Annotated in this window: 19 protein-coding genes; 3 read left to right on the top strand and 16 right to left on the bottom strand. The window is 71.0% G+C overall.

From position 1 onward, the window contains the following. Positions 1 to 42: 42 nt before the first annotated feature. Positions 43 to 495, bottom strand: coding sequence for a hypothetical protein (locus AB0G10_RS24410; RefSeq protein ID WP_360925874.1), 453 nt, complete (start codon positions 493 to 495; stop codon positions 43 to 45). 83 nt (positions 496 to 578) lie between these two features. Then, the gene (locus tag AB0G10_RS24405; RefSeq protein WP_360925871.1) at positions 579 to 1,316 is read right to left on the bottom strand and encodes a hypothetical protein; all 738 of its coding nucleotides are present in this window, start codon (positions 1,314 to 1,316) and stop codon (positions 579 to 581) included. A gap of 286 nt (positions 1,317 to 1,602) precedes the next feature. Here AB0G10_RS24405 and AB0G10_RS24400 point away from each other — a divergent pair, with 286 nt between their 5' ends. After that, entirely contained in the window at positions 1,603 to 2,796 is a 1,194-nt protein-coding gene (locus tag AB0G10_RS24400; RefSeq protein ID WP_360925868.1) for an arginine deiminase, read from the top strand. Between the two features lie 243 nt (positions 2,797 to 3,039). Here AB0G10_RS24400 and AB0G10_RS24395 read toward each other — a convergent pair whose 3' ends face one another. From AB0G10_RS24395 to AB0G10_RS24355, 9 genes are all read right to left on the bottom strand, one after another. Further along, the gene (locus AB0G10_RS24395; RefSeq protein ID WP_360925865.1) at positions 3,040 to 3,915 is read right to left on the bottom strand and encodes a DUF5926 family protein; all 876 of its coding nucleotides are present in this window, start codon (positions 3,913 to 3,915) and stop codon (positions 3,040 to 3,042) included. 60 nt (positions 3,916 to 3,975) lie between these two features. Next, positions 3,976 to 5,136: a HAMP domain-containing sensor histidine kinase gene (locus AB0G10_RS24390; RefSeq protein ID WP_360925862.1), complete on the bottom strand. Its 1,161-nt coding sequence runs from the start codon at positions 5,134 to 5,136 to the stop codon at positions 3,976 to 3,978. Positions 5,137 to 5,220: 84 nt separating this feature from the next. Beyond that, positions 5,221 to 6,015 carry a glycerophosphodiester phosphodiesterase family protein gene (locus AB0G10_RS24385; protein WP_360925859.1) on the bottom strand — a complete coding sequence of 265 codons (795 nt, stop codon included), beginning with the start codon at positions 6,013 to 6,015 and terminating at the stop codon, positions 5,221 to 5,223. Between the two features lie 12 nt (positions 6,016 to 6,027). Next, complete coding sequence (locus tag AB0G10_RS24380) at positions 6,028 to 6,363, bottom strand: rhodanese-like domain-containing protein (RefSeq protein WP_360925856.1); 336 nt, start codon at positions 6,361 to 6,363, stop codon at positions 6,028 to 6,030. Between the two features lie 17 nt (positions 6,364 to 6,380). After that, positions 6,381 to 7,562, bottom strand: a complete 1,182-nt coding sequence (locus tag AB0G10_RS24375) for an LCP family protein (RefSeq protein WP_360925853.1) — start codon at positions 7,560 to 7,562, stop codon at positions 6,381 to 6,383. A gap of 100 nt (positions 7,563 to 7,662) precedes the next feature. Continuing rightward, the gene (locus AB0G10_RS24370) at positions 7,663 to 8,853 is read right to left on the bottom strand and encodes an LCP family protein (RefSeq protein ID WP_360925850.1); all 1,191 of its coding nucleotides are present in this window, start codon (positions 8,851 to 8,853) and stop codon (positions 7,663 to 7,665) included. Positions 8,854 to 9,014: 161 nt separating this feature from the next. Beyond that, positions 9,015 to 10,688, bottom strand: coding sequence for a cation acetate symporter (locus tag AB0G10_RS24365; protein ID WP_360925847.1), 1,674 nt, complete (start codon positions 10,686 to 10,688; stop codon positions 9,015 to 9,017). Then, positions 10,688 to 11,047, bottom strand: a complete 360-nt coding sequence (locus tag AB0G10_RS24360) for a DUF485 domain-containing protein (RefSeq protein ID WP_360925844.1) — start codon at positions 11,045 to 11,047, stop codon at positions 10,688 to 10,690. The genes AB0G10_RS24365 and AB0G10_RS24360 overlap by 1 nt, the downstream gene beginning before the upstream one ends. Positions 11,048 to 11,154: 107 nt before the next feature. After that, the gene (locus tag AB0G10_RS24355) at positions 11,155 to 11,682 is read right to left on the bottom strand and encodes a flavin reductase family protein (RefSeq protein WP_360925841.1); all 528 of its coding nucleotides are present in this window, start codon (positions 11,680 to 11,682) and stop codon (positions 11,155 to 11,157) included. Between the two features lie 99 nt (positions 11,683 to 11,781). Here AB0G10_RS24355 and AB0G10_RS24350 point away from each other — a divergent pair, with 99 nt between their 5' ends. Together AB0G10_RS24350 and AB0G10_RS24345 are read left to right on the top strand one after the other, a co-directional pair. Beyond that, on the top strand, positions 11,782 to 12,033 hold the full coding sequence (locus AB0G10_RS24350) for a hypothetical protein (protein WP_360925838.1): 252 nt from the start codon (positions 11,782 to 11,784) through the stop codon (positions 12,031 to 12,033). A 45-nt stretch (positions 12,034 to 12,078) separates the two neighbouring features. Beyond that, complete coding sequence (locus AB0G10_RS24345; protein ID WP_360925835.1) at positions 12,079 to 12,306, top strand: hypothetical protein; 228 nt, start codon at positions 12,079 to 12,081, stop codon at positions 12,304 to 12,306. On the opposite strand, the gene AB0G10_RS24340 is transcribed toward AB0G10_RS24345, so the two are convergent. From AB0G10_RS24340 to AB0G10_RS24320, 5 genes are read right to left on the bottom strand one after another with little or no spacing between them, the layout of a single operon-like run. Further along, entirely contained in the window at positions 12,303 to 13,901 is a 1,599-nt protein-coding gene (locus tag AB0G10_RS24340; RefSeq protein ID WP_360925833.1) for an ABC transporter permease, read from the bottom strand. The genes AB0G10_RS24345 and AB0G10_RS24340 overlap by 4 nt on opposite strands. Continuing rightward, positions 13,892 to 14,665 (bottom strand): ABC transporter ATP-binding protein, encoded by a 774-nt coding sequence (locus AB0G10_RS24335; RefSeq protein WP_360925830.1) that lies wholly within the window; start codon positions 14,663 to 14,665, stop codon positions 13,892 to 13,894. The genes AB0G10_RS24340 and AB0G10_RS24335 overlap by 10 nt, the downstream gene beginning before the upstream one ends. 40 nt (positions 14,666 to 14,705) lie before the next feature. Next, on the bottom strand, positions 14,706 to 16,331 hold the full coding sequence (locus AB0G10_RS24330) for a cation acetate symporter (protein ID WP_360925827.1): 1,626 nt from the start codon (positions 16,329 to 16,331) through the stop codon (positions 14,706 to 14,708). Continuing rightward, entirely contained in the window at positions 16,328 to 16,699 is a 372-nt protein-coding gene (locus AB0G10_RS24325) for a hypothetical protein (protein ID WP_360925824.1), read from the bottom strand. The genes AB0G10_RS24330 and AB0G10_RS24325 overlap by 4 nt, the downstream gene beginning before the upstream one ends. A 31-nt stretch (positions 16,700 to 16,730) precedes the next feature. Then, positions 16,731 to 18,218: a DUF4173 domain-containing protein gene (locus AB0G10_RS24320; RefSeq protein WP_360925821.1), complete on the bottom strand. Its 1,488-nt coding sequence runs from the start codon at positions 18,216 to 18,218 to the stop codon at positions 16,731 to 16,733. Positions 18,219 to 18,227: the final 9 nt, after the last annotated feature.

Raw genomic sequence — 18,227 nt, 5'->3', positions numbered from 1 at the left:
CTTCGGGGACAAAGCGGACGCCGATGGTCTTCCGGGGACAGGTCAGTACCGCACCGGGGACAGGAAAGTCAGCGAACCGGCCACCCGGTCGCCCGACCGCAGCGGCGTGGCGATCGCGTCCACCGTCAGCGGGGGCTCGCCGGCCACCCGCAGGAGCCCGCGCGCGAGGCTCTCGCTGCGCACGGCGAGCAGCGGCGGGATCTTGTCGGCCTCCGGCTCGTCGAGCTGCCCGGCGCTCGCCGTGAAGTCGATCAGCTGCAGCGCCTCACCGAGGCGGCGGCCGATCGCCTCGGCCGGTTTGCCGAGGCCCAGCAGCTCGCTGCCGGACGGCGAGACGGCAAGGATCAGGCCGTTGTTGTCGACGACGAGACACGGCTCCTCGGCGCCTGCCACCGTCGAGGTCCAACGCTCGACACTGGTGACGAACTCGGCCTCGGCCGGTGTCCGAGCCTGGGGGACGAACGCTCCCGAGAGGGAGAGCTCAACATGCGCCACCCGCTCCTCCTCGCATCAATCGCGGCGACGGCCGGCCCACCCGGATCGGGCGCGCCGGCTGTCGACGGCGTCAGCAAGGAACGTTACCGGCGGGTGGGGCGCTTGTCAGCGGCCGTCTGTCCGTTCCCGTACCAACGGTAGTCACCGGCCGGCCGATAGGGCGCGTTCGCCCAGGTGCCCGGGTGGTGAGCGACGGCTGAGAGTTTGTTCGCGGTAGACGGAGAGATCTTCGCGCCACCCGCGATCAGCAGGCGGTCGAGCTCCTTGTCGGTTGCCACGAGACAGTCCTTGGGCAGGCCGTGGACGCTGATCACACCGTTGCCGACGAAGGCCAGCACGGCGGTGACCGGAACGTTGAGGCCGACGGCCGCGGACAGCGCCTTGGCGGCGCGGCGGGCGTCCCGGCGGGCCTCGGCGATGTATTGCGGGCGCTTGCCGTTGATCTGGACGACGTCTCCGGCGATCAGCACGCGGGACCGGCCGTGGTCGGCCACGGTCACCGCGTAGACCCCGCCGGGGCCGATCGCGAGGAATCCGGCGCGCTCGTCGGCCGGGTCCGGCTCGTGGTAGGCCTGCATCACGTCGGTGCGCGGCCAGTCCACGATGTGCCAGTTCGGCCCGAGGCGGTCGAGTCGGGTGAGTGCGCGCGCCCCGGCGGCCTCGAGCCGGCGGGCGTCGCGATCAGCGCGACGACGCCGGGCCCACTCGACGGGGGTCAGGCGGGGGCCCTCCAGCGCGGAGGTGCCTCGATGACCCTGGTCGGCGGGCTCGAGAGAACGGGTCGGGACGGGCAGAGCGGGGCGGGCGGGGAAGACAGTCACTGCGACCTCCGGCAAAAGGTCTGTCGGGCTCTCTTTTCCAACTACCGTACGTGCTCGTGTGCCTACGGAACAGGTCTGGAGTGGGACAAGAAAGGTGAAGGACTATGGATGAATGCCGCATTCACGGACAACATCTTCTTTCGGATGGTGCATGTGTACGCCTGAGTGCCGCAGTCTCGTCGCACTCTGACAAGTTATCGCCGTCGCCCGCGCGATGCATGGCCGTCCCAAGATCTAGTCAGAACGTCACGGCATGATCGCACTCGGTACGGGCTAAGTTCGCCATGTGTACGTCGACAGTGAAGTCAGCGCACTGCGCACGGTCCTGCTGCACCGCCCGGGACCCGAACTGGCCCGTTTGACGCCCCGGAACAACGATTCCCTTCTCTTCGACGCCATCCCGTGGGTGGGACGCGCCCAGGAGGAGCACGACTCCTTCGCGGAGGCCCTCCGGTCCCGCGGCGTGGAGGTGCTCTATCTCGGATCGCTGCTCACCGAGGTCCTCGCCGTGGCCGAGGCCCGCGACGAACTCACCGCCGGGGTGCTCGCCGACCCGCGACTGGGCGACTCGCTGCGGGCGGTCGTCTCCTCGTACCTCAGAGACCAGGAACCGGACCGCCTGGCCGGCGTCCTGATGGCCGGCCTGGCGCACGAGGAGATCAAACCGGGTGCCGGCGGCCTGGTCTACGAGATGATGGACAGGCACGACTTCGTCATCGACCCCCTGCCCAACCTGCTCTTCACCAGGGATTCCTCGGTCTGGGTCGGCGATCGCGTCGCGGTCACGAGCCTCGCCATGCCGGCCCGCCGCCGGGAGACGACGATCACCCACGCGATCTACCGCTACCACCCGCGCTTCGCCGGGGCGCCGCTGCTCTACGACCCGTCGCTGGAGCACGTCGAGGGCGGCGACGTGCTGGTGCTGGCGCCCGGGGTGCTGGCGATCGGCGTGGGCGAGCGCACCACCCCGGCGGGCGCCGAACGTCTGGCCCGCCGCGTCCTCGACGCCGGTCTGGCACACACGGTCCTGGCGGTTCCGATCGCGCAGGAGCGGGCCACGATGCATCTCGACACGGTGTGCACGATGGTAGATATCGACGCCATGGTGATATATCCGAATATCGCCACCTCACTCGTGGCCTGGACGATCACGGCGGGGCTGGGCGACGACGAGGTCCGGGTCAGCGCGCCCCGCCCGTTCCTGGAGGCGGCCGCCGAGGCGATGGGCATCGACCACCTGCGCATCATCGACACCGGCCTCGACCCGGTCACCGCCGAGCGCGAGCAGTGGGACGACGGCAACAACACCCTCGCCCTGGCCCCGCGCCTCTGCGTCGCCTACGAACGCAACGTCGAGACCAACGAGCAGCTCGAGCGCGCCGGCATCGAGGTGATCCGGATCAGCGGCTCCGAGCTGGGCAGCGGCCGCGGCGGTCCGCGCTGCATGAGCTGCCCGATAACCCGGGATCCACTCGTCTGAGGTCCCGCGCCCTGGCCGCGTGTTGGGTTGGGGTTCGATCCGCGCCCTTACTCAACACGCTGGGTGGGTTCCCTGGCCGCTACGCGTCCATCCCGCGAGTAGCGCGGCGCAACCCGCAAAACGCCGCCGGTGAGGAGGCGTGGGATTTGCCGACGCCCGCGGGGTTTGCGGGTGGCGGCAAATCACGCGACTCCTCACCGGTTACAAGGCGTTTTGCCGCGAAGCGAAGCGGAGCCAGCAAGCTCAGCGAAGGGTCAGCTGCCGGCCGATCAGGCCCTGCTTGGCGCGGCGAGCGGCCGCGTCGAGGGGCTCGTCGACCGCGAGGGTGTCGGCGTACCGCTTCGCGAAGTCGGCGAGCGGCGCCTCGAAGTCGGCGCCCTCCGGCTCGCCGGGCACGTCCCAGACCGGGACGAGCAGGCCGTGCGCGCGGAACATGCCGGCGAACTTGGTGTCCTCGCCGAGCAGCAGTTCGCCGGCGGCGGAGAGCCGGGCCAGCGCGTCCAGCGCCCGGTCCTCGACTTCCGGCAGCACCCAGCGGATGTGGCTCTTGTCGGGTGCGACCCGGCACCAGTACGCGGCCTTCGCGGCGGCCAGGCGCACGGTCGGGTAGATGGAGGCGTTCGCCCGTTCGAGGGACGCCCGCACGTTGGCGTCCTGGATCTGCTCGGCGTCCAGCCAGTATTCGAAGCCGTCGTGCATGGTGATCTCGAGCGGGCCGTCGACCAGCAGGTCCTGGAGGCGCGGGCCCTCGCCGGGCAGGGCCGGCACGGCCACCGTGTCGCCGGGCTTGGTCTGCAGCGCGCTGAGGATCGCCACGGCCAGGTCGCGGGAGACGTCACCGGACTGGACGTGCCGCTGCAGGCCGATGAAGACGCGGCCGTCCTGGCGGGTCATCGCGGGCCAGGCCATCGGCAGCACGGTGGAGAGGGTGACCGGGCGGTCCCCGTACTCCTCGACGACCGAAGGCTTGAGGGTCAGCGGCGCGGACGCGGCCGGGACCAGCTCACGCAGCGCGACCCACTCGGTCTCGTCCGCCAGGCCCTCGAAGGGGCGGGCGACGAAGATGTCGCGCAGCTTGGTCTTCGGTGCGGTTTCGCGGGACTTCCGACGCTTACTCACGAGGGACCAGCGTAGGCGGTCACTCACGGCTACCGGTGACGTGGGCCACCAAAGAGGCGGTCAGGCGCGCGGCAGGCGGACCTCGGCGACCGTGCCGCCGCCGTCCCGGGGACGCAGCGAGACCCAGCCGTTCTGCCGCTCCACGAGCCGGCGGACCAGGTAGAGACCGAGCCCGGCGCCGGCCTGCCGGCCGTTCTCGCCGGCCCGCCAGTACCGCTCGAAGGCCTGCTCGACGTGCTCGGGCGCGATGCCGATGCCCCGGTCGGAGACGCGGAACCGGAGGGTGTCGTCGTCGGTGCCGGCGCAGACCTCGATCGGCGTGCCCGGTTCCGAGTTGCGTTCCGCGTTGGTGGCGAGCTCGGTGAGGATGGTGACGACCGAGTCGCGGTTCCCGTACGCCTTGGGCAGGCCTGGTGGCAGCTCGCCGAAGCGGACCCGCTGGCGCAACGCCCCCGGAAGCTCGCCGGCCGCCTCCCGCAGAGCCTCGGCCAGATCGAAGGGCCCGGACGGCGAGGTGCCTGCGGACCCGTCGTCGGTGGTGGCGGAGAGGAGGCGGTCGAGCAGCCGGGCCAGTTCGCCGGCGCGGGTGCCGATCACCCGGACGGCCTCCCGGCGGCCCGGCTCGCCGAGCGTGTCCCAATGGTTGGTGAGGGTGTCGGCGTAGCCCTTGATGACGGTGACCGGCGTGCGCAGCTCGTGGCTGGTGACGGCCACCCAGAGGTCGCGGTCCTCCTGGCGGCGGGCCTGGTCGGGGGCGGGTTCCGGGTGGACCGGGAGGCCGGCCTGGCGGCCGTAGAGCCGGCCGAGGTGACCGGCGATCAGCTCCATGACGGCGTGGTGCTCGGGGCCGGGGTCCGGGCCGGCGCCGAAGTAGACGTGCAGCGACCCGACGACGACGCCGTTCATCTCGCAGCGGGCGCCGAGCATCTGCCGCAGCTCACCGCCCTCGATCCGGCCGGCGAACGCGTTGTTGACCGAGCTGAGGTCGCCGGTGTTCGCGACGCGGCGGCCGAGGGCGGGCTCGCAGACGCCGGTGGCCGAGATGATCCGGGCGTGGCCCGAGGAGTATTCGGCGAAGCCGGCGCCGAGCGCGCCGAGGGAGTCCTGGGCGAGCCGGACGAACTGCGCCAGCACGGAGAGGCCCGGCTCGCCCGCGTTGACACGGTCGAGCGCCGCGATCTGACCCCGGGTCAGTGTCACGTAGTCGGGACGGTCCGGCATGCCTGGAAGTCTGCCTCGCCCGCCGGGTTTTGGGCAGATGAACCTGAGCCGATCCTGGCCCGGACGGGCGATGAGTGTCGCAGGTCACACCGGACCGAGCTGGTCCAGCACCCAGCGGGGACGGTCGGTGATCACGCCGTCCACCCGGTGTGCGAGGACGAGTTCCAGGTCGGCCGGCTCGTTCACGGTCCACACGTACGTCCGGTGGCCGGCCGCCTTGACGGCCGGCAGCAGGGCCGGCTTGGCCCGGATCAGGTCGACGCCGGGCCCGGCTGTGCGGGCGCCGAACGGCAGCCTCCCGCGGCCGACGCCGGGCGGCACGAACTCCATGAGGTAGACCCGCGGCAGGCCGGGCGCCTGGGCCCGGATACGGCGCAGCGCCAGCGCCGCGAAGGACATGACCGTGATCTGTACGGGATCGTCCGGCTTGGGGTCGGCGAGCCCGTAGTGCCGCAGCATCCGGACGAGCCGGCGCTCGACCTCGGCGCCGTACCTCGACGGGTGTTTCGTCTCGATCAGCAGGCGCACCTGGCGGCCGCAGGAGAGCAGGGTCTCCAGCAGCCGTTCCAGGGTGAGCAGCCGGGACAGGTCGGGCAGTTCCTCGTCGGCCGGGTATCCGGGATGCCAGGAGCCGAAGTTCAGCGCGTCCAGGTCGGCGAGGGTCTTGGCGCTGACCCGTCCCCGCCCGTTGCTGGTGCGCTCGAGCCGCCCGTCGTGGAAGCAGACGAGGTGGCCGTCCCGGGTGAGCCGGACGTCGCACTCCAGGCCGTCCGCGCCCTCGTCCAGGGCGCGGAGGTAGGCGCCGAGCGTGTGCTCGGGCAGCGCGTCGGCCCCGCCGCGATGGGCGAAGACGAGCGGTCGGTAGACGTCGGCGGACATGGCGTCAGATTGTCAGATCACGCGGGCGGGCTGTCCGTTCTCGCTGACGATGTCGCGGCCCGCCGCGGCCCAGGCCTGCATGCCGCCCTCGAGGTTGCGCAGGTTGTCCCAGCCCTGCTGCATCAGGTAGGAGACGACCTGGCCGGAGCGGCCGCCGGCCCGGCAGATCACCACGACGTCGCCGTCGGTCGGCACCTCGGCCATCCGGGCCGGCACCTCCATCATGGGCAGGTGGTTGGCGCCGGGCGCGTGCCCAGCCGTCCACTCGTCGGGCTCGCGGACGTCGAGCAGGTATGCCCCGGGCTCGACCTCGGCGGGGGTCACGGTGGGTACGTGTGGTCCGAACACGGGACCAGCGTACGGGTTCACTTCTCGGTGGCGACGACGTCCGGGTTGTCGAGCACGAACTGCGCCAGGTTGTCGTCCTTGACCGCCTGGAACATCTCCTTGCTCTTCTCGTTCAGGACCTCGCGGCCGGCCCCGTTGCCGGAGAAGGTGCCGTTGTTCGTGCGCAGCAGGACCAGGTCGTTCGCGGCCACCCCGGAGAGCCCGAGCACGAAGTCGGTGAGCTCGATGTCGCCGATGTCCAGGACGAGCGCCTCGCCTGCGGCCTGGATGACCGAGCCGACCTTCACCGGGTTGCTCAGCGTCCCGCTGCCCGCGGCCTTCTTCGCCATCGCCTTGATCAGCTGCTGCTGGTGGCGCTGGCGGTCGTAGTCGCCGTTCTTGAGGCCGTAGCGCTGGCGGGCGTAGTCGAGGGCCTCCCAGCCCTCCATGTCCTTGCAGCCGACCTTGTGCACGACGTCCTTCATCGGCTTGCCCGACTTGCGGGCGTCGGCCAGCCACATCGGCTTGCCGTCGATGAGCTTCATGTGCTTCGAGGTGACCTGCTGGTCGACGCACATCTTCACGCCGCCGAGCTCGTCGATCACCTTCTTGAAGCCGCCGAAGTTGATGATGCCCGCGCCGTCGAAGCTGATCCCGGTCATGTTCTTGAGGGTCTTGGAGAGCAGCTGGGCGCCGCCGGTCCAGCCCGCTCCGTTCTGCGCGCCCCAGTAGAACGCCTCGGTGGCCTTGACCGTGCCGCCGGCGTACTTGCTCGGCTCGAACGCCGGCGCCTCGACCTCGGTGTCCCGCGGGATGGAGATCAGGTATGCCTGGTCGTGGCTGGCCGGGATGTGCAGGATGATGATCGTGTCGGACCGCAGCTCGTCGGCGGCCCAGCGCTCGCGGGCGTCGACGCCCATCAGCAGCATGTCGATCGGGCCTTCGAGGTCGGCGCCGCCACCCTCCTCGGCCGTCTTCTTCGCGTCGCCGGTCAGGTTCTCCAGCGCGATGTTCTCGGTGGTCTTGTCGAGCAGCACCTTGCCGCCGGCCAGGCCGCCCGCGCTCGCGACGAGCAGCACGATGCCCGCGGAAAGAGTGAGCCGGGCCCACAGCGGCGAGCGTTCCTTCTTCGCCTTGCGAGACTTGATCTCGCGTGGGCCCGGCTTCTCCGGGTCGAGGAGAGCGTCAAGATCCGATGGCTGGTCGGCCGTGACGGTCATGCGGCTCTCCAAGAGAACGGGGCCAGGGGCTGCATAACCTTACGGACACTTCGCGGCCAACTAAAGATCTAGCAAGTTTCAATATGAATTCGCGGCCGGACTAAGACTTCTTTGTCGGATTCGCCGCCATCCATTCGGACATCTTGTCTTCGGCCATCGCCTTGTAGAGCGAGAGCGCCTTCTCCCGGTCGGCGACCACCACGGACTGGCCGGCGATGGTGTCGCTGCCCTTGTTCGGGCTCGTCATGAACGTCAGGTTGTCGCCGCGCAGGTGCCGGAACTGCAGCGCCATGTCCTTGAGCGAGAACGTCTCGTCGACGGTGACCGCCGCCGAGACGGAGTCGAGGAAGGCGTCGAGCTTCGTCGGGCTGGTCAGGGTGCCGCCGCTCGCGGCCTTGTCCATGATCGCCTTCAGGAACTCCTGCTGGTGCTGCATGCGGGCGAAGTCGCCGCGGGCGAACTGCTTGCGCTGGCGCACCCAGTCGAGCGCCTGGGCGCCGTCCATGTGCATCATGCCCTTGGTGAACTTCCGGTACGGCTTGTGGATCGACGTGATGCTCTGGTCCACCTTCAGGTCGACGCCGCCGAGCGCGTCGGTGACCTCCTTGAAGCCGCCGAAGTCGATCGCCATGACGTGGTCGATGCGCACGTCGGTCATGCACTCGACGGTCCGCACGGCGCGCGGGATGCCGCCGAACGCGAAGGCCGCGTTGATCTTGGCCCGGCTGCCCGAGGTGCAGGGGTCGTTGTTGCCGCTCGGGATCTGCACCCAGAGGTCACGCGGGATCGAGACGAGCTGGGCCGTCTTGTGGTCGGCCGGCACGTGCATGATCATCAGCGTGTCGGCGCGCCAGGCGTTCTTCTCGTCCTGCTTCGCGTCCGGGTCCCGCGAGTCGCTGCCGACCAGCAGGATGTTGAACGCGCCCTCGACCGTCTTGGCCGGCCGGTCCGCGGTGATCTCGCTGAACGCGTCGGTGCGCTTGAGGTTGTTGTCGAGGCCGTTGAAGTACCCGTACGCCGAGACGCCCGCGATGATCGCGAGGACGACGAGCACGATGCCGACGACGAGCGCGATCCGCTTCCAGCGCGGGCGCGGACGGCGTCCCTTGTACGGCGCGCCGGGGCCACCGGGCCCACCCGGCCGGCCGGGCCCGCCGGGGCCACGGCCGCGCGGCGGCGCATCCGACGGCGCCTGGGCGTAGTCGTCGTAGTAGTCGCGGGCGCCTCCCCCATAGGCGGGCACGGACGCCCGTCCGGAGGGGTAGCCGCTGGGGGAGGAGGTGGCTGACATGGTCTCCAGATTACGGAGTGAAGGCGAAGGTTCCGGACCCACGGCTCGCTTCGGCACGAACGTGGGAGATTTTCCGAAGACCACGACGGGTGTACCCGAAGTTGTGAAAAACAGCACACGGCCCGGCGTGGCGACGCGCCGGGCCGTGTGGGGGTGAAGGGTCAGTGTGCCCCGTGCCCGGTCAGCGACCGGACCTCGAGCTCGGCGTACTTCTCCGCGTCAGTCTCCTTGGAGATGACCGTCCCGAGCCAGCCGAAGAAGAATCCGAGCGGGATCGAGATGATGCCCGGGTTCGACAGCGGGAACCAGTGCCAGTCCTGATCCGGGAACATCGCCGTCGGCGAGCCGGAGACGACCGGCGAGAAGAACACCAGGATCACCGCGGAGCCGAGGCCGCCGTAGATGGACCAGAGCGCCCCCGCCGTGTTGAACCGGCGCCAGAAGAGGCTGTAGAGGATCGCCGGCAGGTTCGCCGACGCCGCCACCGCGAACGCGAGCGCCACGAGGAACGCCACGTTCAGGCTCTGCGCGAAGATCGACAGGGCGATCGAGACCGCGCCGATGAGGAGGGCCGAGATGCGGGCGACCCGGACCTCGTCCCGCTCGGAGGCGTTGCCGCGCTTGATCACGTTGGCGTAGAAGTCGTGCGCGAGGCTCGACGACGACGCGAGCGTGAGTCCGGCGACCACGGCCAGGATCGTGGCGAAGGCGACCGCCGCGATCACCGCCAGCATGATCGAGCCGCCGGTGTCACCGCCCAGGTAGTCGATGCCGAGCTGCTGGGCGAGCTGCGGCGCGGCGGTGTTGCCGGCCTTGTCCTGCGCGGTGATGTTGTCCCCGCCCACCAGGGCCGCCGCGCCGAAGCCGAGGGCCAGGGTGAAGAGGTAGAAGGTGCCGATGATGCCGATCGCCCAGAGCACGCTCTTGCGGGCGATCCGGCTGGTCGGGACCGTGTAGAAGCGGGTCAGGATGTGCGGCAGGCCGGCCGTGCCGAGCACCAGCGCGAGACCCAGCGAGAGCAGGTCCATCTTGCTGTAGAACGTCTTGGCCGCGTCCCCGGCCGTCTCCACGCCGTAGCGCAGGCCCGGTTCCAGGAAGGCCGAGCCCTTGCCGGATCGTGTGGCGGCGTCGCCGAGCAGCGCCGACAGGTTGAACTTGTAGTGGGCCAGGACCAGCAGCACCATGATGAAGGCGCCGCCCATCAGCATGAACGCCTTGACGATCTGCACGTAGGTGGTGCCCTTCATGCCACCGACCGTCACGTAGATGATCATCAGGGCGCCGACCAGGATGATCGTGGCGACCTTCGCGGTGTCCGCGTCCATGCCGAGGAACTCGGTGCCCGGCTTGAGGCCGAGCAGCAGCGAGACCAGCGCGCCGGCGCCGACCATCTGGGCGATCAGATAGAAGATCGACACGACGATGGTGGAGACGCTGGCCGCGGTGCGAACCGGCCGCTGGCGCATCCGGAACGCCAGCACGTCGGCCATCGTGTAGCGGCCCGAGTTGCGCAGGAACTCGGCGACCAGCAGCAGCGCGACGAGCCAGGCGACCAGGAAGCCGATCGAGTAGAGGAAGCCGTCGTACCCGTAGAGGGCGATCAGGCCGGCGATGCCGAGGAACGACGCGGCCGACATGTAGTCGCCGCCGATCGCCATGCCGTTCTGGAAGCCGGAGAACTGCCGGCCGCCCGCGTAGAAGTCGGTGGCGGTCTTGGTCTGCCGGCTCGCCCAGACGGTGATGCCGAGCGTGATCGCGACGAAGACCAGGAAGAGCGTGATGGTGAGCGACCGCGAACCGCTGGTGGTCGCCTCGGCGGCGAAGAGGCTGCCCATCAGTTGGCACCCCCATCAGCGGACGAAGCGGACGAAGTGGCCGAGGGGGTGCTTTCCAGCTCCTGGTAGATGGCGTCGGCGCGCGGGTCGAGCTCCTTCGCCGCGTACCGGGCGTAGACCCAGGCGATCGCGAACGTCGAGATGAACTGCAGGACGCCGAAGATCAGGGCGACGTTGATGTTGCCGATCACCTTGATGCTCATGAAGTCCCGCGCGTACGCGGAGAGCAGCACGTAGAGCGCGTACCAGACGATGAACGCGATGGTCGTCGGGAAGATGAAGCGGCGCAGTCTGTGGCGCAGTTGAGCGAACTCCTCGGAGCGCTGGACTTCGAGGTATCTCTCGGCGGAGGCCGGCACGGGGATTCACCACCTTCGTCGGTGCGGACTTTCCGGCACCGTACGAAGGTGTGGGCCAGGTCACGGGGTGATGGTCTCGATGTGCGCCCAGTGGCCGTCTGACTGCGCTAAGCGGTGAGCTCGGTGTATCTCCCGCGGTAGTGGACCAGGGGTGCCGCGTCACCGGTGAAGGCCATCGATTCGATCACGCCCTCCACCAGCAGCGCCCAGCCGCACTCCCGGTTGCTCTCCAGCCGGCAACCGGCCCAGGTGGCCGCGCCGGCCGGCACCGGGCCGTAGGGGGAAGACTCCCACTCGCCGGTCGCGAAGAGACCGCCCGGCGACGGCATCAGCCCGGCGAACCGATCGGCGAGCTGCCGGTCGGCCGGCGTCAGCGGCACCACGGCGAAGCGCCCGGCGATCGAGGCGGCGTCCCAGAAGTCGCTCTCCTCGTCGATCAGCCCGAGGATCCGGCCGGGATCGCCGTCGGCCACCACCGTCGACGAGACGGTGAGCCCGCTCGGGCCGGGGGTGGTCCAGAGCGTCACCGGCGCGGCGAACCTGCCCCGCAGGCGCCGCACCGGGGACTTCGCCGAGTCCGGCACGGCGAAGGGGTCGGTTGAGTGAATTCGTCCGCCCGGTTCGTCGGTGTTCATCCGATCATTCTCCCGATTACAGATTGTGCTAGCCGCTATCCCATTCAATTGATCGCAAACTATTTTGGGGGAGGTCCGTCGTGTGGAGGGAGACAGCGGATGGTCCTGCGACCGGGCGATGTCGTCCAGGTCGGCGCCGAGGCGAGTGTCCAGTTCTCCGGCGATCGCGCGCTGACCTTCCGGATCATCCGGGTGGACACCAGGGTCACCTACGACGGCTGGGTCTGGCTGGAGGGCTACGTCCTCGGCCCGGCCGGGAACGCTCTCCAGCGCCGGCGCATCTTCGTGCGCCAGGGCGGCCTGCGGCAGGTGCTGATCAATCCCGGTCCACGGACCGCGGGGCGCGCTTGACCGTACTCGAAAGTGGACACCGGTCCGTGGGTAGAGTCGGCCCGCATGAGTGAGGCTCTGCCCCAGGCGGGGGATGTCCTCTATGTGGGCGGTGCGGCAAGTGTCCAGTTCGCCGGGAGCCGGTCGTTGACGTTCCGCGTGATCCGCGTCGATCCGCGGATCACCTACGACGGCTGGCTCTGGATCGACGGCTACGTCCTGGGCCCGACCGGCGACGCGACCGAGCGGCGGGTCATCTTCGTGAAGAGGGACGGGCTGCGGAAGATCCGTTAGCGCGTCGTCACGGCCGCCAGCAGCTCGGGCGTGCGGCGGTCGAGCATGGTGCCGGCCAGGTGGGCGCCGATCAGATAGGCGAGCACGCCGTAGGCGGCGCCGAGGAACAGGCCCAGCCACGTCCACACCGGACCGAGCAGGTAGGCGGCCACCACCAGCGGGATCGCGCCGATCAGGGCGCCTGCCATCGAGCCGAGGCTGGGCAGGGCCTTGCTGATGCCGCCGCCCGAGGAGAGCGCGAACGGCGTGGTCGGGTCGGGCAGGGCGTAGGCCGCGACGACCGAGATGGGCAGCACCAGGGCCAGCCCGACGCCGTAGGTGGCGAGCAGCATGCCGAAGGTGGCCGGCACCCCCTCCGGCCGGCCCGCGGCGAAACCGGTCACCACCGCCACGAGCAGCAGCATCGGCACGGTGAAGAGCGCGTGGGCGGCCGCCCGGGAATGCACCTCCAGGCGACCGGGGATCCCGGTGAGGACGTTCGTCGCATAGGCGCTCCCCTCGTACCCGAACTGGTTCGCCAGACCGATCGGCGCGATCGCGCCCACCAGGACCGCGAGTCCCCCGGCGCCCGCGCCGTCGGTGCCGAAGGCCGTCGAGATCGGCAGGAAGACGCCGGCCACCGCCAGGGTGATGAGGGCGGCGCGGCGGCGGGTCTCGCGCCACCAGTAGCGCGCCTCGCGGGCCGTCAGCGCACCGAAGCGCGACCGCGGCAGCCATCTCGGGAGCAGCGTCGCGACCGGGGTGCGGGAGATCGATCCGCGGGTCTTCGGGGAGCGGGCGCGGCCCCCGGAGGTTCCGGCCATGGCGGTCTCGATGGTGCGGCTCCACCATCGGAGCAGGCCCGCGATCGACAGGATGACGATCAAGAGCTTCACGGGTACGGCCCACAGCCGCCCCGCCAGGACGTCGACCCCGAGGGTGTACGGGGCGGCCGGCGGCGTCCAGCCGATCACCGTGGCGACCGTGGCGGCGCCGTCCCAGTCGGCCCGGTTCACCAGGCCGAGGAGCAGCAGCTGGGCCGGCCCGATCGACGCGGCCACCACGGCCAGCATGATCGTCGCCAGGTCGCGGGCCCGCCGGGACCGCAGCGCCGTGGCGAAGGCGCTGGTCAGCGCGCGGCTCACGGCGACGCAGAGGAGCAGCCCGGCCAGCACGCCGACCACCTGGGCCAGCGCCGCGAGGGGGCCGCCGAGCCGCGCCGCCGTGTCCACGGTCCCGGCCGTCGCGGCGAGCGTGGCGAGCGCCGGCAGCCCGGCGAGCGCGGCCGTGCCGAGCCCGATGATCAGCGTGCGGCGGGGGATCGGCAGCAGCGCGAACTGGGCCGGGTCGAGGGAGTCGTCGACGCCGAAGAAGAGCAGCGGCAGGAAGAGCCAGCCGAGCACGATCATCGCGCCGCCGAACGGCAGCAGCAGCTCGGCGGCCTGAAGATTGCCGAGCAGGCCGGGCAGGGCGAACACCGCGTACCCGGCGATCGCGGCGCAGCCGGCGGTGACCGCGCCGAGCACGAAGACGACGATCCGGGCGGGCCGGCCGCGCAGGCCGTTCCCGGTGATCCGCAGTTTGAGCCGGACGAACGACCAGGTGCTCACAGCCATGCCAGTTCCGAGCCGGTCGCCACCCGGCCGCCGACGACCTGCACGAACACGTCCTGCAGGGGGCGGTCGCCGCGGACCTGGGCGAGCGTGCCGTGCAGCCGCAGCACCCCGTCCGACATGATCGCGACGTGTGAGCAGAGGCGCTCGACGACCTCGAGCACGTGACTCGAGAAGACCACGGTGCCGCCGCCGGTGACGTACCGCTGGAGGATGTCCCGGATCAGCGCGGCCGAGACCGGGTCGACCGCCTCGAACGGCTCGTCCAGCACCAGCAGCCGGGGCGCGTGCAGCAGCGCACAGGCCAGGCCGATCTTCTTCTTCATGCCGGCCGAGTAGTCGACCACCAGGGTGCGGTTGTCGACGCCCAGCTCCAGCACGTCGAGCAGGTCACGGGCGCGCTGGTCGACCACGTCGGCGGGCATCCCGCGCAGCAGCCCGTGGTAGGCGAGCAGTTCCGGGCCGCTGAGCCGGTCGAACATCCGCACACCGTCCGGCAGCACGCCGACCAGCGCCTTCGCCTCGTGCGGGGACTGCCATACGTCGTACCCGAGAAGGACGGCCTGGCCCGCATCGGGCCGCAACAGGCCCACCGCCATGGAGAGGGTCGTGGTCTTGCCGGCCCCATTGGGGCCGAGCAGGCCATAGAAGGAACCCGCCGGCACGTCCAGGGTCACGCCCGAGACGGCGAGCCGGGCGTCGAAGTGCTTCACGAGGCCACGCAGCGACATCGCGGGTTCGGGAGCGCGTTGTGCCGGGATGGTCATGAGTTGAACGTATCGGCCCGAAGTGCCTGAGCGGAACTGGTCAGACCCTCAAGGACTCCGGTGCGTGCAGCCGGAGCATGGTCGCCCCTATGTCGGCGGGAACCCGCCGGCTGGTCAGCAACGAGCCACCGACCATCACGAGGAATGCCAGCGGAACGGTCCAGGCGGCCGGCTGTTCCACGAACGTGGCGGCCCATCCGTGCAGCGGCGGGCCGAGCACGGTGATCAGCACGGCGGCCATCGACGCGCCGCCGCCGGCGATCAGGCCGGCGATCGCGCCCGCGTCGGTGAGCCGCCGCCACCAGATGCCGAGCACCAGCAGCGGGCAGAAGCTGGACGCCGCCACCGCGAAGGCGAGGCCCACCACCTCCGAGACGTCCATGTCGGACACGTAGAGCGCGAACAGCGTCGGCACGCTCGCCGCCAGCACGGTGGCCAGCCGGAACTCGCGGATCGAGCCGCTGCGGCCGGACCGCAGCACGTCCGTGAAGATCACTCCGGCCACGCTGGTGAGCAGGCCGGACGAGGTGGAGAGGAACGCGGCCAGGGCGCCCGCCGCGACCAGCGCGCCGAGCAGCCGGCCCAGATGACCGCCGCCGAGCGCGGCCTCGGGCAGCAGCAGCACGACGGCGTCGGTGTGCCCGGTCATCAGCAGCTGGGGCGTGTAGATCCGGCCGAGCACGCCGTAGAGGGTGGGCAGCAGATAGAACAGCCCGACCATGGCGAGCACCACGAGCGTGGTCCGGCGGGCCGAGGCGCCGTCCGGATTCGTGTAGAAGCGGACCAGCACGTGCGGCAGCCCCATGGTGCCCAGGAACGTCGCGAGGATCAGCGAATACGTCGCGAACAGCTCCTGATCGCCGCTCGGCAGCAGCCAGTCCGCCCCGAACCCGGCGTCGACGGTGCTGATCGCGGGGACCCGGTCGCCCGCCGCGAAATGCAGGGTCTCGCCCGCCTCCACCGCGCGGATCCCGTCCAGGACGGCGTTCTGCTCGATCACCACGGTGGTGGCGGCCGGGAACACCGCGCCCTCCGGCGGCGTCGCGGCCGGGCGGCCGTCGGACTGCCACTGCAGAACCAGGAAGATCATGGGTACGGCCAGAGCCGTCAGCTTCAGCCAGTACTGGAACGCCTGCACGAAGGTGATCGCGCGCATCCCGCCGAACGCCACGTTCGCGGTGACCACGGCGCTGACCAGCAGGGCGCCCCAGACGTACGACCCGCCGGTGATCGTGGCGAACGTCAGCCCGGCGCCCTGCAGCTGCGGCAGCAGATAGAGACACCCGATGAACAGCACGAACGCGGTCGCGAGCCGGCGCAGCGGCCGGGACCGCAGCCGCACCTCGCAGAAGTCCGGCAGGGTGAACGCCCCGGACCGGCGCAGCGGCGCCGCCACGAAGAGCAGCAGCGCGAGGTACCCGGCCGCGAAACCGACCGGGTACCAGAGCATGTCGACGCCGTAGGCGAGGATCAGGCCGGCCACGCCGAGGAACGACGCGGCCGACAGATACTCCCCGCTGATCGCCGCGGCGTTCCAGGTCGGGCTCACCGAGCGGGACGCCACCAGGAAGTCCGAGGTGGTCCGGGCGAACCGCAGCCCGTACGCCCCGATCGCCACGGTCAGCAGCACCACCACGACCAGGCCGGGGCCGAGGTACGGATTCACCGCTCGGGCCGCCGGATCACCGAGGCGAAGTCCTGCTCGTTGCGCTCGGCCCAGCGGACGTAGAGCGCGCCGACCCCGACCAGGAACGGGAACGACAGCAGCCCGAGCAGCAGCCACGGCAGGGGTACGCCGGCGATCCGGAAGGCGCCCACCCCGGGCGCCGCCACGAACAGCAGCGGCAGCGTCCCGAGCCCGGTCGCCACCACGAGGGCGAGCCGCAGCGCGAGGGCGAGCTGGGCCCGGACCAGGCCCTTGACCAGCGCCTCGCCGATCGGGGTCTGCTCGGCCAGGTCGATGCCGGCCCGGTCGGTGGCGTTCCGCCGGGCCGCCGCCTCGGCCAGCACCACCCGGGTGCGTTCGGCTGCCATGTCCGGCAGTCTCTCCGGCCGGGGAGAATTGTCAATAGCAGTCGCCCGGCCGCCCGGCCGGGACCAGCTCGCGGGCCCGTTCGCGGCCGAGATTCCAGCCGCCCCAGCCGTCGTCCTCGCTCATGTCCTCGACGATCTTCCACAGCAGACACGGGCGGCCCAGCTCGGCCAGCGCGGGGACGGCGTCCGGGGACAGCTGGGAGAGGTAGGACAGGTCGATGATCTGGGTGCGCTCGTAGCGGTCCACCGCGCTCTCCGCGATCATCCGGTCCGGGTTCGCCGCGGCCAGGCCGATCAGGGCGAGCACGCCGGTCGCGATCGCCACCCGGGGCAGCCACGCCGCCCGGATCCGGATGCCCGCCACCAGCACCATCACCAGGACCAGGCCGAACCAGGCCTCGCAGCAGGCGACGAGCAGCCGCAGCCGGGTCAGCCCGTAGGTGTCGGTGTAGACGTTCATCCGGTGCAGCGCGGACGCCACGATCACCAGGGTCAGGGCGGCGAGGCTGCCGAGCACGGTGCGCAGCAGGACCCGGTCGGCCGGGGTGCGGCGCGGCGCCCAGCGGGCCGCGCCGGCCAGCACCACGAGGGTGAGGACGGTGACGGCGCAGAGCTGCCAGAAGCCGGAGCGGGCGTACTCGGCGTAGGTGAGTCCCTCGGTCTCCACGACGTACCGGACGCCGCCGAAGAGGACCGTCAGCTGGATCGCCACGAAGGCGCCGAAGAGCAGCACGAGCAGGCCGAGCGGGACCGCCCACTCCATCCAGCCGACCTTGCGGCCCTCGGTCCGGTCCAGCCTCCCGGCGGTCGGCGGCGCGGCGCGCAGGAACGCGGCGGCGGCGAGCACGCCGAACGTGATCCCGCCCACGAAGATCCAGCGGGCCAGCACGTCGCCGCGCAGGTCCGGGATGGCGGCCTCGAAGACCCGGGCGAACGCGGCGTCGGCCGAGGCGAAGAGCGCGCCGAAGACGCCGAGCAGCGCGATCGAGACGAGCGTGGTGCCGAGGATCCGGACCGGGGAGCCGGTCCGGCTGCTGCGCAGCCGGGACAGGCCGTGTGAGATCCAGGGAAGGCTGCGGGCCGCGGCGATCGGGACGCAGACGTACGCGACGGCGAGTGCCCGCAGGGACCGGCCGGTGCTCGTCGCGATGACCGCGGTGACCGTGCCGACCAGCAGGCAGAGCACGAAGAGCCAGTCCGCCGCGCGGAACGCACCGACGCCGAGCAGCACGACGGTGGCGGCGGCCCAGGCGAAGCGGTCCCGCGACCCCCTCGCCGGGGTGCGCCGCACCAGGGGCGGTACCGCCTGCCGGCCGGGCACCACCCGGGCGACGATCAGCGCGGCCGTCCCGGCGATCGCCGTGATCAGCCAGCCGATGCCGGGCCGGTCCACCGGCACCGCGAGCGCGGCCACGAGCGATGCGGCGGCCAGGGCCAGGATCGTGGGCCCGCTCGCCGGCGCGCCGGGGCCGGGCCAGTGCCCGCCGTCGATCGCGTCGGACGGCCAGGGCCCGTGCAAATCTCCCTT

The sequence above is a fragment of the Actinoplanes sp. NPDC023714 genome (assembly GCF_040639855.1).
GTDB lineage: Bacteria > Actinomycetota > Actinomycetes > Mycobacteriales > Micromonosporaceae > Actinoplanes.
Note: the sequence above shows the minus strand (reverse complement) of the source record. Positions and strands in the feature narration are given on the sequence as shown.

Bases quoted from the DNA above. Each gene is read 5' to 3' on its own strand.
- AB0G10_RS24375 (WP_360925853.1), bottom strand. From the start codon at position 7,562: ATGACCGTCACGGCCGACCAGCCATCGGATCTTGACGCTCTCCTCGAC.
- AB0G10_RS24355 (WP_360925841.1), bottom strand. From the start codon at position 11,682: ATGAACACCGACGAACCGGGCGGACGAATTCACTCAACCGACCCCTTC.
- AB0G10_RS24390 (WP_360925862.1), bottom strand. From the start codon at position 5,136: ATGCCGGACCGTCCCGACTACGTGACACTGACCCGGGGTCAGATCGCG.
- AB0G10_RS24325 (WP_360925824.1), bottom strand. From the start codon at position 16,699: ATGGCAGCCGAACGCACCCGGGTGGTGCTGGCCGAGGCGGCGGCCCGG.
- AB0G10_RS24335 (WP_360925830.1), bottom strand. From the start codon at position 14,665: ATGACCATCCCGGCACAACGCGCTCCCGAACCCGCGATGTCGCTGCGT.
- AB0G10_RS24340 (WP_360925833.1), bottom strand. From the start codon at position 13,901: ATGGCTGTGAGCACCTGGTCGTTCGTCCGGCTCAAACTGCGGATCACC.
- AB0G10_RS24365 (WP_360925847.1), bottom strand. From the start codon at position 10,688: ATGGGCAGCCTCTTCGCCGCCGAGGCGACCACCAGCGGTTCGCGGTCG.
- AB0G10_RS24370 (WP_360925850.1), bottom strand. From the start codon at position 8,853: ATGTCAGCCACCTCCTCCCCCAGCGGCTACCCCTCCGGACGGGCGTCC.
- AB0G10_RS24350 (WP_360925838.1), top strand. From the start codon at position 11,782: ATGGTCCTGCGACCGGGCGATGTCGTCCAGGTCGGCGCCGAGGCGAGT.
- AB0G10_RS24345 (WP_360925835.1), top strand. From the start codon at position 12,079: ATGAGTGAGGCTCTGCCCCAGGCGGGGGATGTCCTCTATGTGGGCGGT.
- AB0G10_RS24385 (WP_360925859.1), bottom strand. From the start codon at position 6,015: ATGTCCGCCGACGTCTACCGACCGCTCGTCTTCGCCCATCGCGGCGGG.